At 60.6% G+C, this 17355-nt stretch carries 18 protein-coding genes; 8 read left to right on the top strand and 10 right to left on the bottom strand.

Annotated features, from left to right (window positions below):
• The first annotated feature begins 2 nt into the window (after nucleotides 1-2).
• The 6 genes from NKI73_RS11490 to NKI73_RS11465 all read left to right on the top strand — a co-directional run bounded on the left by NKI73_RS11490 (nucleotide 3) and on the right by NKI73_RS11465 (nucleotide 6358).
• Nucleotides 3-908 carry an aromatic ring-hydroxylating dioxygenase subunit alpha gene (locus NKI73_RS11490; protein ID WP_352629585.1) on the top strand — a complete coding sequence of 302 codons (906 nt, stop codon included), beginning with the start codon at nucleotides 3-5 and terminating at the stop codon, nucleotides 906-908.
• Between the two features lie 21 nt (nucleotides 909-929).
• Complete coding sequence (locus NKI73_RS11485; RefSeq protein WP_352629583.1) at nucleotides 930-2696, top strand: 2Fe-2S iron-sulfur cluster-binding protein; 1767 nt, start codon at nucleotides 930-932, stop codon at nucleotides 2694-2696.
• A gap of 9 nt (nucleotides 2697-2705) precedes the next feature.
• Complete coding sequence (locus tag NKI73_RS11480; protein WP_352629582.1) at nucleotides 2706-3356, top strand: glutathione S-transferase family protein; 651 nt, start codon at nucleotides 2706-2708, stop codon at nucleotides 3354-3356.
• Between the two features lie 161 nt (nucleotides 3357-3517).
• The gene (locus tag NKI73_RS11475) at nucleotides 3518-4645 is read left to right on the top strand and encodes an S-(hydroxymethyl)glutathione dehydrogenase/class III alcohol dehydrogenase (RefSeq protein WP_352629581.1); all 1128 of its coding nucleotides are present in this window, start codon (nucleotides 3518-3520) and stop codon (nucleotides 4643-4645) included.
• Between the two features lie 241 nt (nucleotides 4646-4886).
• Nucleotides 4887-5735, top strand: coding sequence for an S-formylglutathione hydrolase (fghA, locus tag NKI73_RS11470; RefSeq protein WP_352629579.1), 849 nt, complete (start codon nucleotides 4887-4889; stop codon nucleotides 5733-5735).
• 86 nt (nucleotides 5736-5821) lie between these two features.
• Nucleotides 5822-6358: a hypothetical protein gene (locus NKI73_RS11465; RefSeq protein WP_352629577.1), complete on the top strand. Its 537-nt coding sequence runs from the start codon at nucleotides 5822-5824 to the stop codon at nucleotides 6356-6358.
• 15 nt (nucleotides 6359-6373) lie between these two features.
• On the opposite strand, the gene NKI73_RS11460 is transcribed toward NKI73_RS11465, so the two are convergent.
• From NKI73_RS11460 to NKI73_RS11415, 10 genes are all read right to left on the bottom strand, one after another.
• Nucleotides 6374-6964, bottom strand: coding sequence for a hypothetical protein (locus tag NKI73_RS11460; RefSeq protein ID WP_352629570.1), 591 nt, complete (start codon nucleotides 6962-6964; stop codon nucleotides 6374-6376).
• The gene (locus NKI73_RS11455) at nucleotides 6961-7566 is read right to left on the bottom strand and encodes a L,D-transpeptidase (protein ID WP_352629557.1); all 606 of its coding nucleotides are present in this window, start codon (nucleotides 7564-7566) and stop codon (nucleotides 6961-6963) included. The genes NKI73_RS11460 and NKI73_RS11455 overlap by 4 nt, the downstream gene beginning before the upstream one ends.
• Nucleotides 7550-8713: a CpaE/TadZ family protein gene (locus NKI73_RS11450; protein WP_352629556.1), complete on the bottom strand. Its 1164-nt coding sequence runs from the start codon at nucleotides 8711-8713 to the stop codon at nucleotides 7550-7552. Before NKI73_RS11450 ends, NKI73_RS11455 begins: the two co-directional genes overlap by 17 nt.
• A complete protein-coding gene (locus NKI73_RS11445; RefSeq protein WP_352629555.1) occupies nucleotides 8710-9258 on the bottom strand; it encodes a TadE/TadG family type IV pilus assembly protein in 549 nt (182 codons plus the stop codon). Before NKI73_RS11445 ends, NKI73_RS11450 begins: the two co-directional genes overlap by 4 nt.
• Nucleotides 9259-9304: 46 nt before the next feature.
• Nucleotides 9305-9832, bottom strand: a complete 528-nt coding sequence (locus NKI73_RS11440; RefSeq protein ID WP_352629553.1) for a TadE/TadG family type IV pilus assembly protein — start codon at nucleotides 9830-9832, stop codon at nucleotides 9305-9307.
• Entirely contained in the window at nucleotides 9813-11324 is a 1512-nt protein-coding gene (locus NKI73_RS11435) for a TadE/TadG family type IV pilus assembly protein (RefSeq protein WP_352629551.1), read from the bottom strand. The genes NKI73_RS11440 and NKI73_RS11435 overlap by 20 nt, the downstream gene beginning before the upstream one ends.
• 74 nt (nucleotides 11325-11398) lie before the next feature.
• A complete protein-coding gene (locus NKI73_RS11430) occupies nucleotides 11399-11683 on the bottom strand; it encodes a hypothetical protein (protein WP_352629549.1) in 285 nt (94 codons plus the stop codon).
• Nucleotides 11670-13112 (bottom strand): type II and III secretion system protein family protein, encoded by a 1443-nt coding sequence (locus NKI73_RS11425; protein WP_502909558.1) that lies wholly within the window; start codon nucleotides 13110-13112, stop codon nucleotides 11670-11672. The genes NKI73_RS11430 and NKI73_RS11425 overlap by 14 nt, the downstream gene beginning before the upstream one ends.
• A 54-nt stretch (nucleotides 13113-13166) precedes the next feature.
• Complete coding sequence (cpaB, locus tag NKI73_RS11420) at nucleotides 13167-14207, bottom strand: Flp pilus assembly protein CpaB (RefSeq protein WP_352629545.1); 1041 nt, start codon at nucleotides 14205-14207, stop codon at nucleotides 13167-13169.
• Nucleotides 14208-14278: 71 nt separating this feature from the next.
• Nucleotides 14279-14464: a Flp family type IVb pilin gene (locus NKI73_RS11415; RefSeq protein ID WP_352629543.1), complete on the bottom strand. Its 186-nt coding sequence runs from the start codon at nucleotides 14462-14464 to the stop codon at nucleotides 14279-14281.
• Between the two features lie 529 nt (nucleotides 14465-14993).
• Between NKI73_RS11415 and NKI73_RS11410 the strand changes: the two genes are divergently transcribed.
• The gene (locus NKI73_RS11410) at nucleotides 14994-16376 is read left to right on the top strand and encodes a TadA family conjugal transfer-associated ATPase (RefSeq protein WP_352629541.1); all 1383 of its coding nucleotides are present in this window, start codon (nucleotides 14994-14996) and stop codon (nucleotides 16374-16376) included.
• Nucleotides 16376-17347, top strand: coding sequence for a type II secretion system F family protein (locus NKI73_RS11405; RefSeq protein ID WP_352629540.1), 972 nt, complete (start codon nucleotides 16376-16378; stop codon nucleotides 17345-17347). Before NKI73_RS11410 ends, NKI73_RS11405 begins: the two co-directional genes overlap by 1 nt.
• The last annotated feature ends 8 nt before the right edge of the window (nucleotides 17348-17355 follow it).

The raw sequence follows: 17355 nt of genomic DNA, 5'->3' as shown, positions 1-17355 counted from the left end.
AAATGATACAGACGAGATGCTCGGACCCGGTCATTCTTAATCTCTGGCATCCGATCGGTGCCATTGCCGAGACGACGCCAAACAGTGTGATGGAAACGACTCTGCTCGGCGAGCAGGTCAGTTTCGCAATTGGCACGACCGGCGCCATCGGGGTCTGGATATCCAGGCCCGACCTGCCATCCGGCGCCCGGGTCGATCCGGCATCGATCCGTGAAACGCTGCCCGCCAAGAGCGCCTATGGCTATGTCTGGACCTCGCTCGGCTCGCCGCCGGCAGAGCTGTTTCCGATCCCTGAATATGAAGAGCCGGACCGCCGCAAGCTCAACGCGGCAACGTTTGGCGTCAATGTCTCGGCGCCGCGCGCCATCGAGAATTTTCTCGACATGGGCCACTTTCCCTATGTGCACACCGACATCCTCGGCGTCGAACCGCATACCGAGGTCAAGGAATATGACGTCGAGATATCCGTCGACCGCGACGAGATACTGGCCACGCGTTGCCGCTTCTTTCAGCCGATGGCTTCCACAGCTTCGGATGGTGGCGCGGATGTGGACTACGTCTACCGCGTGCCACATCCCTATTGCTCGGTGCTCTACAAATCGAGCCCGGTCGACGAAGCACGGCGGGATGTCATCGCCATCTTCCTGCAGCCTGTCGACCAGGAGCATGTGCGCGCCCACATGCTGCTTTGCGTGCTCGACGAAGACAATGAAGACAAGATCATCAAGCGCTTCCAGCAGACGATCTTCGGGCAGGACAAACCGATCCTCGAGAACCAGGTGCCGAAACGCCTGCCGCTGGACCCGCGCGCCGAAACACCGATCCGGGCCGACAAGTCGGCCATCGCCTACCGACGTTGGCTTAGCCAGAAGGGCGTGACCTACGGCGTCATCCCGGTTGCGGCCTGACACTATTTTTGGAGATGACGAATGTTGCAAGAAGCCAGAAGCCGGTGGCATCCGATCGCCGCTGCCTATGATTTGCCTTACCGCCACGTCTTCCACGGCCAGCTGCTTGGTCGGGAATTCGCCGTCTGGCGGGCCGATGATGGCTACGTCAACATCTGGGAGAATCGCTGCCTACATCGCGGTGTAAGGCTGTCGATCGGTATCAATGACGGCCGCGAGCTGAAATGCCAGTATCATGGCTGGCGCTATTCGAACCGCACCGCAGGCTGCACCTATATTCCCGCCCATCCGGCCGACGCGCCGGCGCGCACCATCACCAACCGCACCTTTCCGGCGGTGGAGCGCTATGGCCTCGTCTGGTCGTCCGAAGAGCCGCAAGGGGAGGTGCCCGATGTCGCCGGGCTGCTGGAAGGCCAGTTGCTTGCCTTGCGCGGCATTCCGGTCGATGCGCCTGCCGGCAAGGTTGTCGAGAGGTTGAAAGCCTATCGGTTCCAGCCCAGCGGGGCCGTCGAGGGCGACGCCGCCGAGATGCTGGTCGAAACCGTGCAGGATTTTGCCGTGGCGCTCCGCTCGCGTGCCGGCAGCCAGGAGACGCATGGCGTCTTCTTCGTTCAACCCGTCGATTCCAACCGTTCGGTCATTCGCGGCGTGCTCGATCGGGACATCGAGGGAGCCGCGCGCATCGCCGTCTTGCGCCACCACAATGAACGGCTCGGCAAGCTGCGCGATGCGGCGGAACGTGAGGCGGCAAGCGCCGCCGCGCCCGCGCCGATCGAGCCTGTTTACGAAAAAGTGTCAGCCGAACTCGCCGAAATGCCGGAACTGACGACGCATGGCCGCAAGGCGGCGCTGCGCGTCTCCGTGGCAAGGAAATGGCAGGCCGCCGATGGCATAGCCGGCTTCGAGCTTCGCCCGATCAAGGGCCTTTTGCCCACTTTCCAGCCAGGCGCCCATATCGATGTCCACATGCCCAATGGCGAGGTCCGGCAATATTCGATCACCAACGGTCCTGGCGAAACCGACAGCTTTACCATCGGCGTCAAGCTGGAGAGGGATTCGAAGGGCGGTTCGAAATGCATGCACGAGACGGTGCGTGAAGGCGATGTGCTGGCGATCTCCGAGCCGCGCAACAATTTCCCGCTGCGCCGCGACGCGATCAAGACGCTGTTCGTCGCCGGCGGTATCGGCATCACGCCGTTGCTGGCGATGGCGCAGGCGCTGAAGAACCAGGATCTGGCGCACGAATTGCACTATTTCGCGCAAGGGGAGGAGCATCTCGCCTTTTCCGATCGGCTGCGGCAACTCGGTGGCTCACTGGTGCCGCATCTTGGCCTCACGCCGGAACAGACAGGCGCGAAACTGCACGAACTGCTTTCCGCATACCGGAACGGCATGCACGTCTATATCTGTGGCCCAGGCCCGATGCTGGAAGCTGCCCGCAAGACCGCGGCAGAACAGGGTTGGCCGGACGCTGCCGTGCATTTTGAGTATTTCAAGAACACCAACGAGATCGATGACAGTTCGAGCTTCGAAGTGGCCCTGGCACGCTCCTGCGTCACGCTCAAGGTGCCTGCCGGCAAGACCATCATGCAGGTCATGCGCGAGAACGGCATCGATGTGCCGTCGTCCTGCGAGCAGGGCGCCTGCGGCACTTGCGTGGCGACGGTGATCGAAGGCGAACCGGACCATCAGGACGTCTATTTGAACGACGCCGAAAAACAGGCCGGGACCAAGATCATGACCTGCGTTTCGCGGGCCAAGTCGGCACGCCTCGTGCTGGACATCTAGGAGCAGCCGATGATCACGCTTTATGACTACGAACTCTCCGGCAATTGTTACAAATTGCGGCTGCTGATGAGTTTCCTCGGCATCGACTACAAGACCGTGCCTGTCGACTTCTACCCCGGCCGCGAGCACAAATCCGAATGGTTCCTGAGGCTCAATCCGCTCGGACAGCTGCCGGTGCTCGACGATGACGGTCTTGTGCTGCGCGACGCCCAGGCCATTCTTGTCTATCTTGCCGCCAATTATGATCCGTCAAACAGCTGGTACCCGCTAGACAATCCGGCGCTGCTTGGTGAGATCAGCCAGTGGCTGGCTTTTGCCGACGGCATCACCGGAACGGCATCGGCGGCGCGGCTGCATGACGGCCTGTTCTACGATTTCGACATCGATGCGGCGCGCGCCGGCGCGCATCGGCTGTTCCGCATCCTCGACGAGCATCTGTGGTTCGGCGAACAGCAAGGCCGCGACTGGATCTGTTCGGCCGGCCGCCCGACCATCGCCGACATCGCCTGTTTTCCTTACGTCATCCTGTCGGAAGAGGGCGGCATTCCGCGTCAGGACTATCCGGCAATCCGGCGCTGGTGCGACCGGGTCAAGCGCATCAAGGGGTTTACGGTGATGTCGGGCGTGTTCCCGGCTGGTCCCGGCAAGGTCGCCGCTTAGAGCATGATCCCGAAAAGTGGAATCCGGTTTTCGGAAAAGATCATGCCCAAACACTGAGATAGAGCCCCATCCCGATGCCATCGGGATGGAACAGGCTTTAGACCGATCACCACGAGCGGAGCCATGGCTTCGGCAAGAACAAGTTTTGGGAGAGAGAAAAGATGAAAACCCGCGCCGCAGTTGCTGTCGCTGCCGGAAAGCCGCTGGAGATCATGGAGGTCGACCTCGACGGCCCGCGCGAGGGCGAGGTGCTGGTCGAGATCAAGGCGACCGGCATCTGCCATACCGACGAATTCACGCTTTCCGGCGCCGATCCCGAAGGCCTGTTCCCGGCGATCCTCGGCCATGAGGGTGCCGGCGTGGTGGTCGATGTCGGCAAGGGCGTCACTTCGGTCAAGAAGGGCGACCATGTCATCCCGCTCTACACGCCCGAATGCCGGCAGTGCCCGTCCTGCCTGTCGCGAAAAACCAATCTGTGCACGGCCATCCGCGCCACGCAGGGCCAGGGCCTGATGCCGGATGGTTCGTCGCGTTTCTCGATCGGCAAGGACAAGATCTTCCACTATATGGGCTGCTCGACCTTCTCCAACTTCACCGTGCTGCCTGAGATCGCGGTGGCCAAGGTCAATCCCGACGCCCCCTTCGACAAGATCTGCTACATCGGCTGCGGCGTCACCACCGGCATCGGGGCTGTGATCAACACCGCCAAGGTCGAGCAAGGCGCGACCGCGGTCGTCTTTGGCCTCGGCGGCATCGGCTTGAATGTCATCCAGGGGTTAAAACTTGCCGGCGCCGACATGATCATCGGCGTCGACCTCAACAACGACAAGAAGGCTTGGGGCGAGAAGTTCGGCATGACGCATTTCGTCAATCCGAAGGAGATCGACGGCGATGTCGTGCCGCACCTCGTCAACATGACCAAGCGCGGCGCCGACCAGATCGGCGGTGCCGACTACACATTCGACTGCACCGGCAGCACCAAGGTGATGCGCCAGGCGCTGGAAGCCTCGCATCGCGGCTGGGGCAAGTCGGTGGTCATCGGCGTGGCCGGCGCCGGCCAGGAGATCTCGACGCGGCCGTTCCAATTGGTCACCGGACGGACCTGGATGGGCACCGCTTTTGGCGGCGCGCGCGGCCGCACCGATGTGCCGAGGATCGTCGACTGGTACATGGACGGCAAGATCCAGATCGACCCGATGATCACCCACACGCTGAAGCTCGAGGACATCAACAAGGGCTTTGATCTCATGCATGCCGGTGAAAGCATCCGCAGCGTGGTGGTCTACTGATCGGTTTGAGCCATACGCCCCGCTGAAAGCTCTGTGTTCCCAAATACCGGCTTCCCCAGCATCGGCGTAAGACCGGCGGCGCGATTGGCATTCCGGAATGCCCGCGCCGCCGGTCGACCAGACATGCGTCACCCCACGGAATCCGGATCATGGTCCATCCTCCAGGGTTGCCGCGATCCCGACCGATGCCGTATTGACGGCGACCATGGTTGGCGTTTTGAAATTGGCGGAGAAAAAGCACATGTCAGAACAGATGAAGATCATCTCCGCCGCCAGGTCGCATGGCGGCGTGCAGGGCGTCTATTCCCACGCTTCGGATGCCTGCGCCTGCGACATGACTTTTGCCGTTTTTGTACCACCGCAGGCCCGTGAAGCGCCTTGCCCCGTAGTGTGGTACCTCTCCGGCCTCACCTGCACCCATGCCAATGTGATGGACAAGGGCGAATACAGGCGGATGGCCGCGGAGCTTGGCCTGATCGTCGTTTGTCCCGACACCAGTCCGCGTGGTGCCGACATTCCCGACGAGAAGGGCAATTGGCAGTTCGGCAGTGGCGCGGGCTTCTATGTCGATGCGACGCAGGAGCCCTACGTGAAGAACTATCGCATGTATTCCTATGTCACTGAGGAACTGCCGGCCTTGATCGCGCAGGAATTTCCGGCCGACATGAGGCGCCAGGCGATCTTTGGCCACTCTATGGGCGGCCATGGGGCGCTGACGATTGCGCTGAAAAATCCAGAGCGCTTCAAAAGCTGCTCGGCGTTTGCGCCGATCGTGCAGCCAGCCACCGCCGGCTGGTCGAGACCGGCCTTCGAAAAGTATCTCGGCAACGACGACGCCTCGTGGCGCGGCTGCGACGCCACTTCGCTCATCGAGGATGGACACCGTTTTCCGGGGTTTCTCATCGATCAGGGAACGTCGGACGGATTTCTGAATGACGGGCTGAGGCCCTGGCTTCTGGAAGCGGCCTGCGCCAAGGCTGGCATCCCGCTGACGCTACGCATGCAGGACGGCTACGACCACTCGTATTTCTTCATTTCCAGTTTCATGGACGACCATCTGAAATGGCATGCGGAACGGCTTTCGTCATAAGCCGATTTGGGCCTATCTCGACCGTCGGCCGTTAAGCCTTGCGCAATCTATGCAGTCTATCTTGGCTGGCAGATTGTCGAGGGAACATGAAACGCAAGCCGCTTCTGCTTTTTGCCTTCCCGTTTCTCATTCTTGCGATCCTGGCAGGGGAGCGCATGGCGACGTTCTTGCTGGGAGCCTATCCAGCCAGCCCCACCGCATGGTGGATATGGCTTGAACTGCGTCCGTTGGCGACGATGCTTTGGCAGCAGGTCGATGTCAATCTGGGGGGCTCGATGGCTCTCGACGCCGCCATCCTTGCCGCGGCATCGATCGTCTGCTGGATGGCGTGCAACACCAGAAGGTCGGCTTTCTTCTTCCTCGCCAACCACGTCGCCCTGATTTTCGCCGGGCTGATGATCGCGGTCGGCAGTCATCCGGAAACGGCGAGCACGATTGCCGCGTTCACGTCGCCGAGCGGTCTTCCATTCTCGCTGACGGTCGATTTCACCTTGAAGAACAGCCTGGTGCTGCTTCTGGGCGTCACGGCCTGTGCATACTGCCACATCGCCTTCCTCGGCGAAGCGCGGGCGCGGACCGAAGCCCGGATCATCCGCAGCCTGGCCCTGCAGCGCGATCTCTAAACTGTTCCAGGCGGTCTAGTTGATCCTGCGGTAATAGACCTTGCCGTCAGGTTGCTCCATGCGTTGGTAGTTGGAGCTTGGGGCAGGGGGCGAGGCCGGCGCGATCCTCTTCCTCGGCGCACGCGGCGCTTCGATGACGCTCGGTTCGCTCTCGCCTTCGAGAGCTTCGGGCGCTTCCGCCAGCGTACTGGTGGTGATCTCGGACGGTTCCGCCGCACTCGGCATGGCCTCGCCGCCGGCGACCGGCACATTCTGTCCCAGCCGGGCAATGCTGCCATCGATCTCGTTGAAGCTGCCTTGCAGTTGGCTGTCCAGTTTCTCGAACCTGCTCTGGAAGCCGTTATTGACCGTGTCGAGCCGTGCCGCGATCCGCTGCTCGAACGCGCCGAGCTGCTCCAGCCGCGCTTCGACGAAACGCAGGTCGCTCATGCCGCGATAGAGATAGATCGCGGCCGCCATGTTGACGGCGGTGATCAGCAAGGCACCGCTGGCGATGAGAATGCCAACCGTCTTTGTCTTGCTGGGTTTCTCGATGGCGCCCTGTTCGCGCTGCTCATGGTTTCCGATGTCGATCGCCGGCATGTCCGGTTCGCTGATCGTCGTCATTGGACCACCACCTTTGCGCCGACCGCGACGCGCTTGAAAAGATCGATCACATCCGTGTTGGTGAGCCGAAAACAGCCCGATGTCCCGTCGAAGCCGACCCCTGACGGATCGTTGGTGCCGTGAATGCGGTAGAGCGTGTCGCGCCCGTCCCGAGACAAATAGAGCGCCCTTGCGCCGAGTGGATTGTAGGGACCGGCGGGCACCATTTTCGGCAGCTCCGGCTGGCGGGCCCGCATTTCCTGTGGCGGGCGCCACTCCGGCCATTCGGTCTTCGCCCCCACCTTGACGACGCCGGTCCAGCCGAACCCGTCGCGCCCGACGCTGATCTGGTAGCGCAGCGCCTGGCCCTGGCGGGTCACCAGGTAAAGCGCCTTCTCATCCTTGCGGATGATGATCGTTCCCGGCTGCTCGGTGGTTGGAAAGGCAACGGCCTTGCGCAGGCTGGGGCCCATCGCCGGCAGCGGCGGCCGCTCGGCAAGTCCCGATCGCGCGTCGGCGAAATCGTGGACGGACAGCGCCAGCGCCACGCCGAGCACGCAGGCGCCGGCGAGCCGCCCAGCGATCCGATATCTCGCGATCCGATATCTATCGGGCAGCGTCATCGAGCCGCTCTTTGAACATCCGCTTCAGATCCTTGTTGAAGCGCGCCCTCCCATCCACTTCCGATGGCGGGATGGCCCTGTTCAGTGCATCGGTCAGAAGCGCGTTGTCCAGCGCCACCGACTTGATGTGCGGCGCCTTGAATATCTTTTCGAGCTCGCTGCGCGAAAAGTGGTTCCCGAACCACTTGCGCTTGTGCTTGTTGGCGACCAGCGTGATGCTGACGGCATTGCCGCGCAGCTCGCGGATCTTCTTGTAGAGCCGCTTGCCTTGCCGCAGCGAAGCGACATTGAGTTCGAAGACGATGAAGATCTCGTCGCTCGTCGACAGCACGGAATTGTGCCAGGGCGTTTCGAGATTGGGCAGGTCGATGACGATGTCGTCGAAGCGGTAGGCGACGAGGTCCAGAAGCCGGAAGACGAAATCGCTGCCATGCGGCTCGAACGGCAGCTGCGGCCTCTCGAAAGCGTAGAGCGTGAGGCCGGACGGGCGCGACAGCTTGATCACATCCATCAGCTCGACATCGAGCCGTTCCGGCTGGCCGATGATGCCGGCAAGGTCGAACTGGTTGAACAGATTGAGATAGGCGCCGCAATTGGCGCTCTGGAAATCGAGATCGACCAGGCAGGTGGAAGTGGCGCGCTCCGCCGATTTCGAAGCCAGGAATTCGGCCGCCGACAGCGCCAGCGTCGTGGCACCCGCGCCACCGCTGGCGCCGATGAAGGTGATGATCCGGCTTTTCGTTCCCTGGTTGCCGGTGTCGTGGAAGGTCACCGCGTTGAGCAGCTCCTTGCCGTCGAGCGGCTTGTGCAGCCAGTCCGAGGCGTTCATGCGCACCAGCACGCGCGTCCGTTCCGACGTCAGCTCGTCGGAAACCGCGATCAGCGGCACGGTCGCCCACAGCGTGCGCGCCTCGACAATGCCCGGCCTGCCGAGCAACTCGCCATTGCCGAGATCGAGGATGACGATGCCCGGGCGCGTATCCGCCGGCGGCCCCTTGAGAAAATCATCAGTCTCGGAAACCCTGACATCGTAGATCGCCAGCGCATCGAGCCGCGTCGCCACATCGCGCTTGAAATTAGGATCCGACGAAAACAGCGCAACCTGCTTCCGCTTGGTCGGCGTAACCTTGGTGTTGATGGCATTCATGGCCAGGTACTCTTCATGTCTTCGCCCGTGACCGTGCTCAGCATGGAGGGCATCGTGATGTTGGTGAAGCTCATCAGTCCCTGCAGGAAGAAGAACTGGAAGGTAAGACCCTCCAGGCTGACCGTGACTGTCGGGACCGGCCCGCCTGGGCGGCCCCAATAGCCGAGGCCGGTCGCCGAGTAGGTGATCCTGACATTCGCCGGCTGGAGCCTGGGGAAGAACACGATCATGCGATTGTAGATCGCGTCGAAACTCGGCTGATCGAGCGTAGAAGTACAGACGCCCGCCCCGGTACAACAGACGCCGGCGCCCGTACAAGAATATGAATAGCTATCGGCTGGCATCGCCGTTCCTACCAGTGCCGTATCCGCGGTGCCCGCTGCGCTGGCAAGCGCGGCAACAACTGGATTGGAAATGGAGGCTGCCCTCGCGCCGACTTGAACCGCCTTGTTCGCGGCATTCCACTGGTAGAGGGCATACCCGAAATCGACGAAGCCAAGCGTCAGTGTAAGAAGCAGTGTCATGGCAATTGCAGCCTCGACCATGGCTGCTCCGCACTCCTCTTGTCTGAAATCACTCGATGGTCGCATGCTAATACCCGATAAATCGCTCTTCATGTGAGGCGGTGATGGTGATGGGACCGATACCGATATAGGAGAGCATCGACGTAGCCCCATATGCGTAGGTGGTGGTCACGCGGATCGTGCGGACAGTCGCGCCGGTCCCTCGATAGTCCCGCAGCCCGGTGTCGGGATTGACCGCATTGGTGGTGTCATAGGTTGATATGACGACCGGCTCGTCGGTGTCCCAGTCGGCCACTCTCAAGGTCCCGGCCGCCGGCGTCCCATATTTGGCGATATTCTCAGCCGTCGTCGTGCAATTCACGGTGGCGAAGCCGGTGGTGCAACGTGCCATGTACCGTGCTGCGTCCTGCAGGCCCACTTCTATCAGCAGCTTCCGGTGGATGATGGTGCCGAACTCGAATACACCCGCCGACAGCGCGATCATCAATGGTGTGATCAGAGTCATCTCGACCAGGATCGCGCCGCGCTCCTCGCGGCCGAATTTCCGGGCGAGTCGCCGAAGGATCCCGGTGCGCTTAGCGGTAAAGTTGGACATTGTCTTTGGCGAACCCGACCATGGTTCCTCTGCCTTCAATGCCGTCGATGTCGACGATTTCCGCAAGGATGTCGCCATTGGTCCTCACATTGTCGACCGGCTCCGTCAGGAAGAAACTGGCGAAGCCAACGGCCGGGATCGGGTCGCCGCTGGCGCCGTTGAGATCTTCCTCGTGTTCGATGCAGTTTATGATTGCACCGTAGATCAGTCGCCGGTCGGGGTCGGTCGAGGGATTGGCGTGGCATGCCGCCGCGCCTGTTTCGCCGCCCAGCGAGGGGCTTGCAACCAAGTCGTTCCCTGTTCCGCGTGTCGATAGCTCATATTTATAGAGATCGTAGCGAGACGGCGGGTTTGCGTTCGAATAGGCGTTGCCTTCACTGTCCACGAAATCGGCCATGTCCGCTGTCGTGAACCCGTTGGCCGCCATGTAGCCCTCATAGTCCCACATGCCGTTGCCGATGCGGTCATAGGTGCTATCGTAGGCGGTGTCCTGGGTCATGTGGCGGTAATTGGGCCACTCAGCATCCGACGACGTCACCGGATCCATGTTGCAGGCGTTCGGATTTTTCGAGTTCTTGTATTTGTAGCCTTTGCGCACGTTGGGCGCCGGCGGAATCAGCGGATCGTTGCTATGCATTTGCCCGCCATAAATGTCGAAGCGCACGTTGATTGCGTCGCGCACGGCCGGCTGCGGCCCGCCGGTACGCATGTTGACCCCGCGCGAATTGATGCATTCGGGTGTGTCAGCCTGCGCGATGTCATCGGCCAAATCGCCGGCGCCGTAGCCGGGAACGCCGGTCGGGTTGAGGAAGCCGAAATTGCCCGGTCCCCATGCTCCCGCGCCTCCGCCCTGAACCAGCTTTATGCCCTTCCTGTAAAAATTCTGATCGCTGACGACCTGATGAAGGGGAATGCCTGAGCCTTCGAACGGATTGCAGATGAACAATGGCGTCATGTCGCAGACGACTACGCCGGCAAAACCGGCGACTGAAGTGGCTCTGACATTGAAGCTGTTGTCGGCGGTGCTGCCGGTCAGGAAGGAAGCAGGGAAGATCGCCGAAAACCCAGTCGGGTTCACGGTGACTTCGACGAATTCTGCCTCTCCGGCGCCGCCGACTTCATCGGTGATCACGTCCTCCACTCGTATCGCGTCAGTGTCGTTGGGTGGAAGCGACCGCAGGTAGCGGCGGGTTATCCCGGCATTTGTCAGTGTCTGTATCGGCCCCACGTTGGAGAACTTATACGTGTTGTCGATGAGATTGGCGATCGCCCGATCGGAGCGGATGATGGCATCCGGGTTGCCGTCCAGTTCCGCCGCACCGGCCAGGGCAAACGCGTCCGCCCCTTTCTGCAAATCGTTGTGCAGATTGTTCGCCCGGCTCATGTCGATTGTTAGCAGGGAGAAACCGATGATTGCCGGCAACATGATGCTGACGAGGATCAGCGCTATTCCCCTCTGGTCGTGCCAAAACGCTCTGATGGTCCTCAACATGACCGTACTCTCTGTTCCCATTGCGCCAGGATCCCTCGTTTACCTGACGCGTCGAAACCGCATCCTTCTATGCCTTAGTTCGTAGGTGTGCCGACATTAACCGTGATCGCAGGCGGCGGTGGTGGCGGTGGCGGAAATTTGTAGTTACGCGCAACAAGCGCGGCGCGCGTGCCGTCGCCTTCGATATGTGTGTTCCTGGAAGCCGGATTGAGCGGGTCGACCGTCTGCAGCATCGAATTGAACTTCTGCGTGTCGCCGGCGGCCAGGGTCACCGTATCGTAGTGGTTCAAATAGTCCGCGGCGCAGCCAGACAGCGCACCGGCGCACAGAACGAGGATCAAGGCGCTATTTCTTGACATAGAGCATCTTGTCCTTCGATTTGAAGTCGAGCATGTGGCCGTAGGGGCCGGTGACGCCTTCGCCCAGTTCATATTTGCGGACCATATCCTTGGTCACTTCAAGCTGGCCGAGCACGAAGAATTCCGGATCGTTGGCGGGCCGTGTTTTGTCGAACGGCGTCGCCAGTTGCTCGCCGGGCTTCACCGGCCGCACGACGTGCGGCGTGACGATGACCACCAGCTCGGTTTCTTCCTTCTGGTTGCTCGAATTGCGGAACAGAGTGCCGATAACCGGCACCTGGCCGAGCCAGGGCACCTGGTTCTGGAGCTTGGTGGTCTTGCTGGACAGAAGTCCGCCGACCGCGAAGCTCTGGCCGTCGCGCAGTTCGACGACGGTTTCCAGCTTGCGGTTGGTGAAGATCGGGTCGCCGGCGGTGGTGAAGCTGGTTAGGTCGCTGACTTCCGGCGCCAGCCTCATGTGGATTTTGCCGTCGTCGAGAACGACTGGCGTGAACACCAGATTGACGCCGAATTGCTTGTACACGATGCTTATCTGGCCATCCTTGTCGAGAGTGCGGATAGGCACTTCGCCGCCGGCGTTGAAGCTGGCTTCCTCACCGGAAAGCGTGGTGAGGTTGGGGTTCGCCAGCGTGCGCACCACGCCTTTGGCCTCCAGCGCCTCGATGTACAGGTCGACTTTGATGTTGCTGTCGATGACGCGCGTCAGCAGCGCTCCGAAGGGAGTGGACTTGGACAGGAGGTTGCTGAGCAGAGCTCCCGGTCCGAGCACGACTTTGTCTTCGTCGACGGCGGCGATGCCGGTTCCGGTTTTAGTCGTGCCATCGCCGTTCGTGCTCTTGATCGACACGCCGAGATCGCGGCCCGCATTGCGCTTGGCTTCCAGCACACGCACTTCCAGATTGACCTGCTGGCTGTCGTCTACGATGACCGAGTTGATGATGGCGTCGGGTCCGTATTGCTGCGCCACCTCCAGGATCGAGGCCAGCGTGGCACCGTCCTTGACATGCCCGGCAAGTCTCACCTTGCCGTTGACCGAGCCGATTTCGATGCGGGACTTCGGCGCCACCTGCCGGATCGCCTGTGCCATGTCGCTGACATCGACGCCGACCTCGATCTGGAGGGCGCCGAGCGAGCGCTTGTCCGTGGAGAACAGATTGACGGTGGTGGTGCCGGTGCCCTTGCCGATGACATAGAGCGTGCGGTCGGTCATCGGCTGGGCATCGGCGATCTTCTCGTCGCCAACGACGATGTCACCCAGATTGGCACTCACCTGGATCGTCACCGATTGCGACATCGGCAGGAAAATACGATGGACGGCAGGGGTCGACACGTCAATGAAGCGGTCTGCAGCGTGAACTGCGAAGCTCAATGACAGCAACGCACAGAAAAAGGCCAGAACGGCAGTCAGTGATCCCCGAAACACGCGCATTAACGCTACCCCCTCGCCGGCTGATTCGCACTCCACATATCTGATATGCCGGTGTTATTTTTGTCGCGGCACATCATATGTTTCAAGCTTTATACCTCGAAAGACACCGACTGTCGCCCGCGCCGGTGGTTCCGGCTGCACATATTTGACCACTTCCTTGACAACTTCTCTCACCTGCGGCGCAGATGTCACGGCTGGCGCCGGCTTCACCTTGCTCAACTGGTCGAGACGGCTTCCCACTTGTTCCACGGCCTGGGTCAAACCGGCGATCTTGTCTTCCGCGCGCTTGCGCTCCTCGGCGGCAGCGGCTTCCGCTGCAGCCTTCTTGTCGAGTTCGGCCTGCCTGGCGGCGACATCGGCCGGCGTGTCGCCGGTCAGGTCGGAAAGTGTCACCCGTTCGGTCGTCTCGCCCTGGCTGGCTGCGGCCTGGCGCAGCGCCAGCGACAACTGGCCGGCGCCGGCTGCCAGGGTCAGCTTCTGCGCATCCTTGGTGCTGACCTCGAGCGTCACCGATTTCACGACTGTCGGGCTGTCCTTGCTCTCATCGGCAACCTGGTCGACGGCGAGCACCTTAATGCTCTGCAGCAACACGTCGACGAAACTTCTGTCCGCGCCACCATCGCCCCGCGCGGTTCGTTTCAGCAACACATCGACCCGGTCGCCCGGAAAGACGAAACCGGCGACGCCAAGCACGTCGTTGACGCGAATGGAGACTGCTTTCATGCCCTCGCCCAGCACCGCCGAAAGCGTGGCGCGCTGGCCGGGGCCGGTTATCTTGGTGGCGAGGATAGGCTCGTTGGCGCCGATGGCCTGCAGCGCCTGCTTTGTGCCTTCGCCAGCCAGAGCTTCCTTCGTCGTGTTGAAGGCGCCGGCCGGAACCGCGCCTGCCGGCCAGGCGATTTCACGCAATTTGTCGGATGTCAGCGTGTCGCCGAATTTCAGCGCGACGGCAGCCACAACGACCGTGTCGCGTTGGACACCATCCCCCTTCGCCATGGCACTGCGCTGGCTGGCCAGCCAGATATTGGCGAGCACCACCGCCAGAACGCCGAACACGCCGGCGAGAACAATCATGATAACGGTGTTTGCGCGCATAGCTTTTGTCACTTTGCCGGGGGAGGGAGATGCTCCAGGGCGGCTTGAGCCCTGGAGCGCCCAATGTCACATCAACTCGGCACGGAGCCCAGGTTTGAGACCAGGACGGTCCATGCACCAGTCACCCATGCTCCGACAGCAATGATCAAGGTGATCACCGCTGCTGTGATGATGCCAATCAGAATCGAGTATTCGACCATAGCAGCGCCGTTTTCGTCGTCGCGGAACTGCCGGGTCATCGTCATGAGCTTCTTCATGTCAATTTCTCCCTTTGGAGTTGAACCCGACGAGACAGAGCAAAGGATGAAATCCATACCCAAGCATCCCCCGTCATCTCGATCCTAGGTCCCGAGAAATTGCAGAGTCAAACGACATTAAGGGTTCCTTAACTTTCCTATACGTGATTCGGCAAGAAGATTGCAAACTCGGATCTTGGCAAGGGATTGATTCTTTTCATTATTCGATCGTCCTTAACCATCCGTTCACAATTTCGCCGTGGGTGTGGCGAAATTAGGGAAGCATTAGCTATTATGCATATTCCTTTATATCTAAGGGTTTAGCAGCCTTTCCGGGGCGGTTTGGCGCCGAAAAACAAACGGACGCGGAAAACGGCGTCGACGCTCTGACCGCGAACGGGCAGGCATATCAAATAAACACGCTATTCCCGGCGTTTGCTCTTAACTATGTAGAAAGTATTGGCTGTGCGTGGGGCGTCTGGGCGCTTGTGCCCCCGGTGGTTAACAGTTAGTTTTCGCTAATGTGAGTCTAAAGAGGGTATAAGCAATTATGCTGGGGCGGTTCATCAAGGGGCCAAGCGAACAGCAGGCAGTGACAAAGGTCCAGCCGCTGGCGGTGCTGCCTGTTGCTCCGGCGCCAGCCGGTGATATTGAATCGCATGGCGACGATTTTCTGACGCTCAAGGTCGAACTTCATCGCCACCTTATCGATCGGTTCAACCTGACCGCTCTTGAAAGCGCTTCCAAGGATGAGATCCTGAACGAGATCCGTCCGATCGTTCGCGAGTTCGTTCGCGCTCGTGCGGTGCCGTTGAACGCACGCGAACTCGATCAACTGACCAGCGACACAGCTGACGAGATGCTCGGTCTGGGGCCGATCGAGCCACTGCTCAAGGATGATTCCATTACGGATATCCTGATCAACACCCACAAGCGCGTTTTCATAGAACGGCGTGGCATCGTCGAAGAAACGCCGATCCGGTTTCGGGACGAGGCGCATCTGCTGCGTGTCATCAACAAGATCGTTTCAGCTATTGGCAGGCGTGTCGATGAATCGTCGCCGATGGTCGATGCGCGGTTGGAAGACGGTTCGCGCGTCAACATCGCGGTGCGGCCGGTCTCGGTCGACGGCCCGCTGGTATCGATCCGCAAATTCTCGAAAAATCCCTATTCGCTCGAGCGTTTGATGGCATTCAATTCGATCAGGCAGCCGATGATCGACATGCTGCGTATCGCGGTGCAGGCGCGCAAATCGATCCTGGTTTCGGGCGGCACCGGCAGCGGCAAGACGACCTTGCTCAATGCTCTGTCGAGCTATATTCCGGCCAGGGAGCGTCTGATAACCATCGAGGATGCGGCGGAGCTGCAATTGCAGCAGCCACATGTCGGGCGGCTGGAAACGCGCCCGCCCAATGTCGAGGGCAAGGGCGAGGTCCGCCAGCGCGAATTGCTGAAAAACGCCTTGCGTATGCGGCCGGACCGCATCATCGTCGGCGAGGTGCGCGGCGAGGAAGCCTTCGACATGCTGCAAGCGATGAACACGGGCCATGAAGGCTCGATGACCACCATCCACGCCAACACGCCGCGCGATGCGATCTCGCGGCTGGAACAGATGGTCGGCATGGCCGGCATGCCGATGACGCACGATTCGATCCGGGCGCAGATCGCCTCCGCCATCGACATCATTGTCCAGACCCAGCGTCTTTCGGACGGCGGAAGGCGAGTCGTGTCCATATCGGAACTGACCGGCATGGAAGGCAACGTCGTCCAGCTTCAGGAAATTTATCATTTCGTCCGCCGCGAGGTCACAGCCGAGGGCAAGGTCATCGGAGATTTTCGCGCCACAGGTGTCCGTCCGCGCTTCGCTCCGGAGGCCGCGACGCTCGGCCATCATTTTGCCAAGGACGCTTTCAATCCGCAGGTCGCGCTCTGATGTTGACTGGTCAGGCCTTGCTCTACTTTATCTATGTGCTCGCGGCGGCATCGGTCATTCTTGCCGGCGAGGCGCTGTATCTTTCCTTTGCTAATCGCCGGTCACGGATGGGCACGATCAATCATCGGCTGAGGCGGCTGGCTGATGACGCTCCGGCCGAACGGACCTTGCAAGGATTGCTACGCGAACGCGGGCTGTCAGAGTCGGGTGACTTTCTCTTTGGTCTGGTCGGGCTGAACCGGCTCTACACACAATCCGGCATTACTGGAAACCCGTTGGCTTTCGCCGCAATTTTCCTCCTCGCCGGGCTAGTACTGGCATCATTTCTGTCGATGATACTGGGCTTCTCGACCTTGGTGGCACTTGTCGTTTTTCTGGTGGTCGGATTTGTGCTGCCACTTCTCGTTCTCCGCCGCGCTCGTAATAGGCGAATCCAGAAGTTCGCGAGGCAATTGCCGGATGCACTTGACATGATCGTTCGTTCGTTGCGCGCCGGACATCCGGCTTCGGTGGCGATTGGTCTTGTCGCCCGTGAAATGCCGGATCCGCTCGGCACCGAGTTCGGCATCGTCGCGGACGAAATCACCTTTGGCCTCAGCATGGAGCAGGCCGTACGAAAACTATCCCAACGTGTTGGCTTCGAGGGCCTTCATCTGCTGTCGGTGTCGCTATCGATTCAGGCCAAGACCGGCGGCAATTTGACCGGGATATTGTCCAATCTTTCGTCGGTGCTGCGCGAAAGGCAGAAACTCAGGTTGAAGATCAGGGCGCTTTCGGCCGAGGGCCGAGTGTCCGCGTGGATCATCTCATTGTTTCCACTGGTGATGTTCGGAATCCTTCTCGTTATATCTCCGAGTTACTATGGGGGGGTATGGAAGAGCCCAATGATCACGCCTGTATTTTTGACCTTTGGCCTGTGGGCCCTTCTCGGCGACTTTATCATGTATCGCATGGTCAATTTTGATTTCTGAAGGGAGCG

This window comes from Mesorhizobium sp. M0496, from assembly GCF_040321205.1.
Taxonomy (GTDB): Bacteria; Pseudomonadota; Alphaproteobacteria; order Rhizobiales; family Rhizobiaceae; genus Mesorhizobium.
The sequence above is the reverse complement of the archived record's forward strand: the minus strand, read 5'-3'. Positions and strand labels throughout refer to the sequence as shown.